The sequence below is a fragment of the Streptomyces sp. NPDC058051 genome (assembly GCF_042885475.1).
Lineage (GTDB): Bacteria > Actinomycetota > Actinomycetes > Streptomycetales > Streptomycetaceae > Streptomyces.
In genome coordinates this window covers 133,017-143,959 of the sequence record NZ_JBHVRW010000016.1, presented here as the reverse complement: position 1 = coordinate 143,959, position 10,943 = coordinate 133,017, and the positions used below count along the sequence as shown (strand labels likewise).

The window sequence follows — 10,943 nt, the reverse complement described above, 5'->3', positions numbered from 1 at the left end:
ACCAGGAACACCCGCCCCGCATCCTGCTGTCTCAACCGCCGCAGTGGAAGCGTGCGTCGCCCCAGTCCGCGTGGTCGTTCCCGTTGCCGTCGCCGCCGTCACCGACGATCAGTTCGACGTAGGTGGCGCCGGTGATGTCCGCCGTGAGCGACCAGGCGCTGTCGGCCGCCTTCAGCACCGGGGACTTCACCTTCTCGGTGCCGTCGGCCGTGACGCCGAACTGCACGCTGCCGCGCGAGGTCTGCGCGTCGTCCACGCCCACCTCGGCGGTGAAGGAGGTGCACTTCCCGCCCAGGTAGTAGCGGATCCTCGCCGGGGCGTGGCTGCCGAGGCCCTTGGCGTAGACGGTGCCGCCGATCGTCAGCGGGGTGCCGTCGCCGCTGCCCTGCTCGCCGTTGGAGAGGTCACGCTCGACGGGGCCCCAGCCGTTCTCGGCGGACGTCCAGTCGAGGTCACTGGCCCAGCTGTCCGTGGTGGGCGGTGGCGGCAGGGTCCGTACGGAGGTCTGCGCGCCGAGCGTGCGCCGGGCGCCGCCGGCCGTGTACGACGCCTGCGAACTCAGGCTGTACGTCCGGTACTCGGCGTCCAGCGGCGGGGTGACCCGCCAGCTCCCGGTGGCCTTGGCACCGGAGGCGACCGAGTCGAAGGTGACGGCGCCCACGGGCTCCGCCTGCCAGCCCTCGGGGACGGTGAGGCTCAGCGCGACACCGGTCGCCGCGGTGGCCTCGTAGTTGGTGAAGCTCGCCTTCACCGTGTTGGCCGTGCCGGGTTCCAGGGTCTCGGCGACCGGGTCGACGGTGAGCGTGCCGCAGGCGGCCTGCTCGGAGGCGGGGGCCGGGCCGAGGTCGGTCACGGTGAAGGCGTCGAGGACGAAGTCGGCTCCGTCGGGCGCGTCGCCGCGCTTGCGCAGTCCGGTCCAGGTGTCGCCGCAGCCCGCGGTGACGGTCTCGGTGAAGTGGCCGGTGGTGCGCTGCTGTCCGAGGGGGGTGGCCCGCGTCTCGACGGAGTCGGGCTTGCCGTCGGCGGTGATCCGGTCGTAGCCGTCGACCCATTCGTAGGCGCCGGCGTGGCTGGACTGGTAGTCGTACGCGACCTCGTACCGGTGGCCGTCGGTCATCGGCACGGTCCAGGGGGCGGTGCGGTAGACGAGTCCGGTGTTCTCCTCGTGGGCCTTGAGGGATTCCGTGCCGCCGATGACGTCGTCGATCAGCTTTCCGTTCCAGCCGGCCTGGGTGTACGGGGTGTGCAGCTGGGAGATGACGGTCCGGGGGTCGGTGGAGCCGCCCGCGTCGCCCTTGAGGAAGGGGCCCCAGCCCTGGTCGACGTCCTCGAAGTCCTCGTACACGACGGTGTTCTGTCTGGTCGCCGGGGCACTCGCGACGATGCGTACGTCATCGGCCCGGACGCTCGCCGTGCTGCCCTCGGCGGCTTCGACGCGGAGCGTGGCGCGGCCGTCGGCGGGGGCGGTGAAGTTCACCTTGGCACGCTGGAAGTACGTGCCGTGCCAGTCGGACGCGGCGACCTGGTCCCGGGCGGTGGAGCGGTCCACGGCGACGGACTTCCCGCCGATCGAGAGGGTCGTGTGCCGGGTCCTTCCGGGCTGGACCTCGATGAGCGCGGAGGCGCTGTAGCGCTTGCCGGGCGTGAGGCCGGAGATGTTCTGCGCGAGTGCGGCCGTGCCGGTACCGGAGAGCCGGGCGCTGTTGCGGCCCTGGCCGTCGGTGTCACGGGCGACGGTTCCGGTCGTCGACCAGGCGTCGAGCCCCTGGTCGTTGAAGCCGGGGTCGTCGACCGGGGTGCCCTTGCCCCATCGGGGGTCGGCGGCCTTGGGCGCGTGGTTCGGGTAGAGGACGTACGGCTGTCCGGCCTCGGCCGTCAGCGTGATCCTTCCGTTGACGGGCTTGGCCGTGCCGGCCTCGACCCGGCCGTTGTCGGTGAGTTCGTAGACGGTGTACGTGCCGTTCGACGGCACGGCCCAGGTGCTCGTACCGCCGGACTCGCTGTAGTGGTACAGCTTCTTCCCGCCGTCCCACGGCAGCAGGTAGTCGGTGCCGCTGAGGACCTTGCGGCCGTGGTCGTAGTAGGTGCGCCTGCCGTCCTCGACCGTGCCGCGGACATCGCCGGTGAAGGTGATGTCGTTGCCCTCCCAGCGGGTGATCTCCTGCTGCTGGAGGTATTTGGCGGGCAGGTCGCGCTGCCAGACGTTGTCGTAGAAGGCGTTCCAGTCCGTCTCGCCCGTCCAGCCCTCGAACTCGGAGATGGCGGTCTGGCCGAGTACGGGGTCGTTGTTCCAGGTGTCCCGCTCACCGTTGCGGATGAAGCGGATGATCTTCGAGTTGAGTCCCTTGTTGGTGGCGCCGCCGTAGTCGAGGTCGTTGGCCCAGTGCGACCAGAGTGTGCCGCGCTCGAACTTGTCGGACCACTCGCTGCCGACGTTCCAGCCCTGCTTCTGCACGGCCTGGAGGGTCTTGTCGGCGATCCAGCCGTGCGTGTAGTAGACGTCGATGTAGAGGAAGCTCAGATTGCGGTCCGTCTCGTCGCGCAACTGCTGGAAGCGCCGGGCCAGGTCGCCGCTGTTGATGTCGCGGCGCTGGTCGATGTAGTAGCTCTGGCCGAGCCAGTTCCAGCCGGGCTCGGACTTGTCGACGAGCTGCTCGTCGAACGCCTTGGCCTCCGGGTACGCCTCGGTGGCGTTGACGTGGACGCCGAAGGTGGCCCCCCACTTCTTGCCGTCCTTGAGGAGTTCGTTGAGGTCCTTCAGCCCGCCGGCGCGCTTGTTGTAGTCGCCGCCGTAGTCGGGGTGGGCGGAGTCGTGCCCCTCGGAGGCGTACCCCTTGAGCAGGGCGAGCTGCCCGAGCCCGTCGGTCGACAGCGAGATCCGCTTGACGTCGTCCAGCGTGCGCAGGAAGGGGTGGGTGGCCTGGCTGGCGAAGTTGAACGGGATGTGGGTGATGACCCGGTCCGGGGTGTCCTCGCTGCCGGGCGCCGTGATGCCGATGGAGCGGAAGGCGACGGCCCCGTCCTGCCAGTCGACCTTGCTGTCGCCGTTGGCGTCGGGGGTGACGACGACCTTCGCCCAGGGGAGGCCGTCCCCGCTCTCCGGCTGCGGCGCGCCCTCGCCGCGGTAGGTCCACTGCCCGGACCAGACGCCGACCCGGACGCTGCCGTCACCGGCCTTGCGGGCCTGGTGCCAGAACCGGGCGTCGTCGCCGCCGGTGGCGCCGGAGGGCTTGTCGTACGAGGAGTTGGACTCGACGGCGGCGGCGAGCGAGCCGGTGTTGACGAGGGCGTACGAGGCACCGACCGGCGCCGGGTCGGCGGCGGTGTCCGGGGTGACCGCGGCGAAGACGTCGGCGGTCTTCGTCGAGTCGTTGTCCAGCCGGGTGAAGGCGGTGGCACCGCCGGTGTCCGTGGAGCCCACGGACACCAGGTCGTGGCCGGGTATGTCGAGGGTGCCGACGCGGAACGCCTCGGTGTCACGGACGGCCGTCACCCTGAAGGTGGTGGCGCGGCCGGAGACGGAGAGCGAGGCGTCGATCTCGATGCCGGGCAGGTCGGTGAAGGTCAGCGTGTAGCGGACGGTCGATGCGGTGACGCGGGGGGCGCCCTTGAGTTCCACGGGGTGCGCGGTGCCGTTGAGGGTGACGGACGTGACCGGCTGCGTGCTGCCGAGCAACCGGCTGCCACTGGCCCTGTCGGTGTACGCCAGGACGCGCGGGAAGTCGTCGGCGACGGCGACCGAGAGCTGCGCGGACCGGATGACGGTGGCATCCGCGGGCACGGCCGCCGACTCGGCCACGGCGGTGGAGGAAGCGGCGGTGGAGGAGGAAGCGGCGGCGGTGGCGGGGAGCGCGGTCCCCACCAGCGCCATGACGGCGGCTGAGGCGGCGGCGACAGCGCCCGCCGAAGTGAATCTTCGCGACATGCGCCCTGCGTAGTCCTCGTGACAGGACAGCGTCAACGAAGCGCGGGCTCCAGGGCCGCTCCAGTCCAACAACCGCGTCGCTTAAGTCCAAGTGGACGGTGCGGACACGTCTGCTGACGCCTTTTCACGCCTCTTCACGCCTCGTATCCCTTGGGCGCGGTTCGCGGTGTCCGCGGACCGTCACTCGGCGGCGTACAGCCGCCGCAGATCCACGAGGAGGACCTCGCCCCTGGCCTGTGCGCGCCGCAGGTCGTCGGTGAACCCGGCGCCGCTGTAACAGGCGAGCCGTACGGCCGAGGTGTCGACCCCGCGTCCCGCGAGCAGTTGCTCGATGTGCCGCAGGCGTTCCAGGTGCCTCTCCCCCATGACCTGGTCCCACTTGGCCTCCCCCAGGGAGAGCAGCACCCCGTTGTCCTGTCCGACGGCCCCGCGTACGACCACGTCGACCTCGTGCCCGGTACGTGCCGCCGGATCGGCGACCGTTCCGTACGAGACCTCGATCGGCATGCCGCCGAAGGTCTCCGGGGCCGCGAAGTGCGCTACCCATTCCCGGCAGATCTGCTCGAAGTGCGGCCCGACCACCGCTGACAGGAACCGGGCGCGGGAGCTTTCCCAGACCTGCTCCGCAAGACCCCGGTCGAGCAGGGCCAGCTTGGTCCGGGAGACGACGTGGTCGAACGCGATCAGCGGCTCACCGATGCGGTACACACTGCGGTTCTTGCGAAAGGCATCCACTTCGCGGCGTACGAGACCGCAGTCCTGGAGCACCGTGAGCGGATGCGTGATGTCCCCCGCCGGCCGCCCCAGACAACCCGCGATCCCGCCCGCCGTAGCGTTGCCCGAGGCCAGCGCGGCAAGCACGGAGTGGTAGAGCGCCCGGTCCCGCAGATCGGATTCGTCGGCCAGCAGGTACCGGGCCTCCCGGTAGAGAGGCGAACGCGGTGACAGAGCGGTGCGGCACACCCAGGAGTCGAAGTCATCGAGCCCGGCCGGGACGTCGTCGCGCACGAACTCGCGACGATAGGCGGGGGTGCCGCCCACCACGCTGTGCACGAGGAGCGCGAGGCGAGGATCGTCGATGCCCCAGAAGCCGGCTGCCTGCCGGAAGTCGAGCGGCTGGACGATGAGTTCGAGGCTCGCCCTTCCCCGGAGCGGCGAGGTGCCGCCGAGCAGTCCTCCCATGAAGGCGAGCGAACTGCCGCACAGCAGAAGCCTGGTGCGGGACTCCAGCCGCTCGGGGCGGCGCGGACCGTAGGCGACCTGAACGACGGAGGGGAGGGACGGGGTGGCGCGGGCGAGGTAGGGAAACTCGTCGATCACCACCGGCACCGGCTTCTCCCGCCCCAGCGCGAGCAGTGCGTCGACGCACTGCTCCCACCGGTCGAAACGCAGCGGCCCGGCAGCACCCGTGTACTGGCCCAGCTCCTCGCCGAACCGGCGCAGTGACTCCGCCTCCGTGGCCTCGTAGGCACAGAAGTAGAAGCCACCGGCGGCTCGGGCGAGCGAGTCGAGGAGAAACGACTTTCCCTGCCGCCGCCGCCCCGACACCACGCCGAGGGTCGCCTCAGGGCCGGGGTCGGCCGCGAATGCGGTGAGCTCGCTCCACTCCCAGTCGCGGTCGAACATGTCGGGCGGCTTGGCGAGATTGCGGGGCTTTCCGGCCATGAGGAGCAACCACCTTTAGCGCAGCTTTACGGAATCACACTTCCCAGAAGTACGTTTCCGTTAACGATTCGCTCCGGCTCGGGAAACGGGGCCGACCCGATCCGCACCGCGAACTCGCACCACACCACCTTGCCCGGGTTCCGCTCCCCCACCCCCCACCTGTCGGCGAGCGCCGCCACCAGCAGCAGTCCGCGCCCGCCCTCGGCGTCGGGCGCCGCGCCCGCATCGGCAGGGCGCACCTCCCCGTCGCCGCTGTCGTGGACCTCGATCCGCAGGACGCCGTCGGCCGGTTCCAGGTAGAGGTGAATGCGGAAGCCGCGGCCGGGAGGGACGCCGTGCAGCACGGCATTGGTGACGAGTTCGCTCACGCAGAGCAACACGTCGTCGGCGCGGGCGTCGCACGCCCAGTCGACGAGCGCCCGGCGCACGAACTGCCGTACGAGGGGCACTGATCGGCGTTCCCTGCGGTGGAACGCCTCGCGGAAGTGGGGGAGTTGAGTTGGGTCGTTCACCTCACCAAGGTCACACAACGTCACTACCGTTGATCAGTGCGTCGAGCCGTACAACACGGTTGTACGGCTCCTGACGGGTCATCCGGGTTTCGTAGCGGGGAGAGGCAGCTCATGCACTCGGCGAAGAAGAACAAGCGGATCACGTCCTGGCACCTGATCGGCGCCCAACTGGCCACATTCCGCAGAGCGGCTGGGATGACACAGGCGGCCCTGGCCGAACGGTGCCGCGTGGGCGAGGACACGATCGCGTCGATCGAGCAGGGGCGCAGGCCGCTCCAGGCGGATTTCGCGGCACTGCTGGACGAACTGCTCGACACAAAGGGCGTGTTGCAGGTCGCGGTGTCGAAGGTGCCGCAGAAGGAGCGGTTTCCGGCGTTCGTGCAGGACTTCGTGGAGTACGAGCAGGAGGTGCTGACGCTGCTGTCGTACGAGAACCAGGTCGTACCGGGACAGTTGCAAACCCCGGAGTACGCACGTGCGGTCTTCGTTTCCCTTTATCCGCCACTGGAAGAAGAGGAGATCGAAGAACGGGTCGCGGTGCGACTCGATCGCCAGAAGGTCTTCGAGCGCAAACCAAGGCCGATGGCCAATTTCCTGCTGGAGGAGAGCATCCTCCATCGACCCATCGGGGGCCGACATGTGCTCCGCGAGCAGCTCCGACACTTGAGGCGCTGCGCCCAACTCCCATTTCTGGGCCTGCAAATCATGCCGACCGACCGCGAGACTCATGCCGCGCTCGATGGTCCGATGGTGCTGCTGGAGACCCCCGATCACGATCAGCTGGCCTACATCGAAGGACAGCGCATCAGCTTCTTGATCGACGACCTCGACGAGGTCAGCGTCCTCCAGCAGAAATATGGGATGCTGCGTTCTCAGGCGCTCTCACCCGAGCGGAGCATGCGCCTATTGGACGACCTGCTTGGAGAGACATGATCCGCGCGGCACACCCGGCTCCCCCCTCCGCCACCCTCGCCTGGTTCAAGTCCAGCTACAGCGGCAGCGAAGGCGGCAACTGCCTCGAAGTCGCCTACGACTGGCGCAAGTCCAGCTACAGCACGGACCAAGGTGGCAACTGCGTCGAGGTCTCCGCGCACCCCGCCGCCGTCCACATCCGCGACTCCAAGGTCACCGACGGCCCCGTCCTCACCGTCCCGCCCGCCGCCTGGGCCGCCTTCCTCGACGCCACCGTCTGAGGACCGGCGCTCTTCGCCCGAGCCGTTGAGGGCGATGATTGTCGCTCGTCAGGGGCCGCCTCCTCGCACGCAAGAGCGTGGTGGTCATCGGGCGGCCACCGGCTCGGGAGGCTCCTGCACAGGTCAGGAGCCTTGGTCGGCACACCGTTCTGTTTGATTCGGAGGAGGTTGGCCGGGGCGACAGGCGGCGTCGGGTCAGCAACCGACGCCACGCTGCCCAGAGGCCACCTTGGCGACGAGACGCCTGCGCCACTCCCGCACATCCTCCCTCCTGTAGTCGCCAAGAAACTCGTCGACGCCGTAGATCGTCCCCGCCTCGTCGGCGATCTCCTCGTCCAACAGGTCAAGGGCCTCCTGGAAATCGCCCTTGATCTCCAGCGCCTGGACCAGGTGGTGGCGGATGGAACGGGTCTCTCCCTGCCGCTTCGAGCCGAAGGCCCGGGACTCCGCGTGCAGGGCGCGCAGCAGGCGTACTCCTTCGGCCGGTTCCCCGTTCTCGGCGAGGTACTGGGCGAGGTTCGCCCGGGAGTAATGGGTATCGGCGTGGTCGGGGCCCAGCACCCGGACGGAGTCCTCCACGACGGCCCGCGCCTCGGCGACGGCTCCGTCCAGGTCACCGACCCCGCGGAGGGCGGAGGTGAGCGAACGGCGCGACCTCAGGGTTCCGGAGTCGTCGGCCCCGAACTCCGCTGTCCTGTCGGCCACTTCCGCCTCGGCCAGTCTCAGGACGTCGGCGTGTCGGCCTTCGCTGCCGAGCCACATGGACACTAGTGCGTGGGCGAGGAGCGTATCGGGGTGCCAGCGGCCCAACTTCCGGGTGAGGTGGGCGACATCCTTGTGCACGTCCGGCCAGGTCCGCGACGTCGGCTGCTTCCAGTTCCGGAAGCGCCGGCCGGCCCGCCAGGTACCGAGGGTCCGCCGCGGCCGGCTCATATCCCACCGCCGCAGCCGCCACCGCAGCCGCCACCGCATGCGCCGACACCGCCGTCGTTGGCCCAGCCGGAGGTACGGGCAGCGTCCGTACCGGCAGCTCGCTCCGGTCTGCGGACGCGGACCTGCGCCTCGACGACGCAGCGTTCGCACAGCGCCTCGAACTCGGGCCACTGCCGCTGTCCCGTCCTCTGGTCCGCCATCACCAGCCAGACCGCCGCCGGCACATGCGCGGCCAGGGCGATCAAGAACCAGAACCCGCTCGCGCCCGGCTGACGGACGTAGAACCCCATGCCGTAGACGAGGACGGCGAACAGAGCGAACACCGCCACCCACGCTTCCCTCTCGCCGGGCACGTTGCGCGTCCGACGTGAGGGGAGGTCGCGCCGCGCTGCCTGCCGCAGCCGGGCCCTGAAGGTCAGGAAGCGGGGTGATGCCATCACCTCCTCCACAGTGCCGCGCCCTCCGGCGTCGTGAACGGCCGTTTGGAGCTCCGCCAGCAGGGGGTGCGATTCCGGTCGTGTTTCCCGCACCTTCCGGCGTCGGCCGCGGGAGGGCCGGTGCCTGGGGGCCAGCAGCAGGATCCCGGCCTGTGTCGCCGCCCGCTCTCCCTCAAGGTGGTACATGGCGAGAACGGGCATGGCGGCACCCGTTTCGAAGAAGCGTCCGATGGCCCGCCGGTCGCGCCGGAGCACGTAGCGGAGACGGACCAACGAGTACGCCATGAAGGTCGTGAAAGCGCCGGCCCAGACGACCGCGAAGGCCCAGAAGGTCGGTAAGTCCGTCAGAAAGCCTGTCATCAGTTGCCCCCCTCCCGCTCCCACCCGGTCGGTCAGGGCCGGCCGGGAAGCGGTATCCCCTGGCTTCCAGGGTGGCAGGAACGGCTCCCGCCGCACAGGTGCACAACAGGTCGAGCTCCACAACCACTTCCGGCAAGGGCGGGACGCCGGGGTCTTCGAGCCCCTGTTGGAGGCCGCCCAGGAGAGACCCCCACGTACACAGCCCGATCTCGGGCCCTGTTCGGCTGACAGACGTGTCATGTACTGTTCAGCAGCTCACTGCGCAGGAGAAATCTCACCAGCGTTCTACGCGCGCAGAATTGGCAACCGCACCGCCTCTCTCCCCACTCCCCCTCGGAGGTATGCAGGATGCTTGGACACAGAAGAGCGGGCGGACTCACCGCCGCACTCGCCGCCTTCGGACTGCTGGCCACGGGAGCCGCCGCCGCGGCGGACACCACCCCCACCGCACCGGCCGCCGCGGCAGCCACCCCGCACCGCGTCCTGTTCGACAACGCCCATGCCGAGACGGCCGGGAACGCGGACTGGATCATCTCCACCAGCCAGCCCGACCCGCTGGGCCAGGACTCCACCCCGTCCGCCGAGACGGACTGGACCGGCGCGCTGTCCTCGTGGGGAGTCGCCCTCCAGAAGACCGGCGACTACAGCCTCAAGACGCTGCCGTCGGGATCCGCGCTCGCCTACGGCGGCTCGACGGCGACCGATCTGTCGAACTTCGACACCCTGGTCCTCCCCGAACCCAACACGCTGTTCACCACGGCCGAGAAGACGGCCATCATGAACTTCGTCAAGAACGGCGGCGGCCTGTTCATGGTCTCCGACCACACCGGAGCGGACCGCAACAACGACGGCTACGACGCGGTCAAGATCTTCAACGACCTGATGTCGAACAACAGCGTCGACTCCACCGACCCGTTCGGCTTCTCGGTCGACACACTGAACATCGGCTCCGACCATCCGACGGCCATCAGTGACAGCACCGACCCGGTCCTGCACGGCTCCTTCGGCACCGTCACCAAGAGCCTCATCGCCTCAGGCACCACCGCGACGCTCAAGCCGGCCGACAACCCCGCCGTCAAGGGGCTGCTCTACCGCACCGGCTACTCCGGCAACACCGGCGCCTTCTTCGCGACCAGTACCTTCGGCAGCGGCCGCGTCGCCTTCTGGGGCGACAGCTCACCCATCGACGACGGCACCGGCCAGTCGGGCAACACCCTCTACGACGGCTGGAACGACTCCAGCGCCACCAACGCGGCGCTCGCCCTCAACGCCACCGAATGGCTCTCCGGCGCGACCGGCGACGGCGGGGGAGGCGGTGGTGGCGGTACGGAGCCCTGCACCGCCGCCCAACTGCTCGCCAACGGCGGCTTCGAGTCCGGTGCCACCTCCTGGAGCGCCACCAGCGGAGTCATCACCAACGCCTCCGACGAGTCCCCCCGCACCGGCTCGTACTACGCGTGGCTCAACGGGTACGGCTCCGCCAACACCAACACGCTCGCCCAGTCCGTCACCCTCCCGTCCGGCTGCGCCGCGACCCTGAGCTTCGCTCTGCACATCGACACCGCGGAGACCGGCACCACCGCGTACGACACCCTCAAGGTCCAGGTCCTCAACAGCTCCGGGACCGTCCTCGGCACCCTCGCCACCTACTCGAACCTCAACGCGGCCTCCGGATACACCGTGCGCACCTTCAGCCTCGACAGCTACGCCGGGCAGACGGTCACCGTGAAGTTCACCGGAACCGAGGGATCCAAGCTCCAGACGTCGTTCGTCATCGACGACACAGCGGTCACCGTGAGCTGATCCAGCAGTCGTTCCTCCTGGTGGTCCCCGCCCGCGCCGGGGACTGATCCGGCCGGGCGCAGATGTCGTGGAGAGGGGGCCGGCCCCCTCTCCACGATGCGGAGGCGCCCAGGGC

Annotated in this window: 8 protein-coding genes; 3 read left to right on the top strand and 5 right to left on the bottom strand. The window is 69.5% G+C overall.

The window, feature by feature from the left end:
• Positions 1–31: 31 nt before the first annotated feature.
• The 3 genes from ACFVUT_RS24355 to ACFVUT_RS24345 form a co-directional block, all read right to left on the bottom strand.
• On the bottom strand, positions 32–3,925 hold the full coding sequence (locus ACFVUT_RS24355) for an endo-alpha-N-acetylgalactosaminidase family protein (protein ID WP_389659312.1): 3,894 nt from the start codon (positions 3,923–3,925) through the stop codon (positions 32–34).
• Positions 3,926–4,105: 180 nt separating this feature from the next.
• Positions 4,106–5,590 (bottom strand): ATP-binding protein, encoded by a 1,485-nt coding sequence (locus ACFVUT_RS24350; RefSeq protein ID WP_389659309.1) that lies wholly within the window; start codon positions 5,588–5,590, stop codon positions 4,106–4,108.
• Between the two features lie 26 nt (positions 5,591–5,616).
• Entirely contained in the window at positions 5,617–6,102 is a 486-nt protein-coding gene (locus tag ACFVUT_RS24345) for an ATP-binding protein (protein WP_389659306.1), read from the bottom strand.
• A gap of 111 nt (positions 6,103–6,213) precedes the next feature.
• Between ACFVUT_RS24345 and ACFVUT_RS24340 the strand changes: the two genes are divergently transcribed.
• Entirely contained in the window at positions 6,214–7,035 is an 822-nt protein-coding gene (locus tag ACFVUT_RS24340) for a helix-turn-helix domain-containing protein (RefSeq protein WP_389659303.1), read from the top strand.
• Entirely contained in the window at positions 7,032–7,295 is a 264-nt protein-coding gene (locus ACFVUT_RS24335) for a DUF397 domain-containing protein (RefSeq protein WP_389659300.1), read from the top strand. Before ACFVUT_RS24340 ends, ACFVUT_RS24335 begins: the two co-directional genes overlap by 4 nt.
• Positions 7,296–7,490: 195 nt before the next feature.
• On the opposite strand, the gene ACFVUT_RS24330 is transcribed toward ACFVUT_RS24335, so the two are convergent.
• Complete coding sequence (locus ACFVUT_RS24330; protein WP_389659297.1) at positions 7,491–8,228, bottom strand: tetratricopeptide repeat protein; 738 nt, start codon at positions 8,226–8,228, stop codon at positions 7,491–7,493.
• Positions 8,225–9,025, bottom strand: a complete 801-nt coding sequence (locus tag ACFVUT_RS24325; RefSeq protein ID WP_389659294.1) for a hypothetical protein — start codon at positions 9,023–9,025, stop codon at positions 8,225–8,227. The genes ACFVUT_RS24330 and ACFVUT_RS24325 overlap by 4 nt, the downstream gene beginning before the upstream one ends.
• Positions 9,026–9,373: 348 nt before the next feature.
• Here ACFVUT_RS24325 and ACFVUT_RS24320 point away from each other — a divergent pair, with 348 nt between their 5' ends.
• Complete coding sequence (locus tag ACFVUT_RS24320; RefSeq protein ID WP_389659291.1) at positions 9,374–10,828, top strand: hydrolase; 1,455 nt, start codon at positions 9,374–9,376, stop codon at positions 10,826–10,828.
• Positions 10,829–10,943: the final 115 nt, after the last annotated feature.

Bases quoted from the DNA above. Each gene is read 5' to 3' on its own strand.
- ACFVUT_RS24320 (WP_389659291.1), top strand. From the start codon at position 9,374: ATGCTTGGACACAGAAGAGCGGGCGGACTCACCGCCGCACTCGCCGCC.
- ACFVUT_RS24340 (WP_389659303.1), top strand. From the start codon at position 6,214: ATGCACTCGGCGAAGAAGAACAAGCGGATCACGTCCTGGCACCTGATC.
- ACFVUT_RS24350 (WP_389659309.1), bottom strand. From the start codon at position 5,590: ATGGCCGGAAAGCCCCGCAATCTCGCCAAGCCGCCCGACATGTTCGAC.
- ACFVUT_RS24355 (WP_389659312.1), bottom strand. From the start codon at position 3,925: ATGTCGCGAAGATTCACTTCGGCGGGCGCTGTCGCCGCCGCCTCAGCC.
- ACFVUT_RS24325 (WP_389659294.1), bottom strand. From the start codon at position 9,025: ATGACAGGCTTTCTGACGGACTTACCGACCTTCTGGGCCTTCGCGGTC.
- ACFVUT_RS24330 (WP_389659297.1), bottom strand. From the start codon at position 8,228: ATGAGCCGGCCGCGGCGGACCCTCGGTACCTGGCGGGCCGGCCGGCGC.
- ACFVUT_RS24335 (WP_389659300.1), top strand. From the start codon at position 7,032: ATGATCCGCGCGGCACACCCGGCTCCCCCCTCCGCCACCCTCGCCTGG.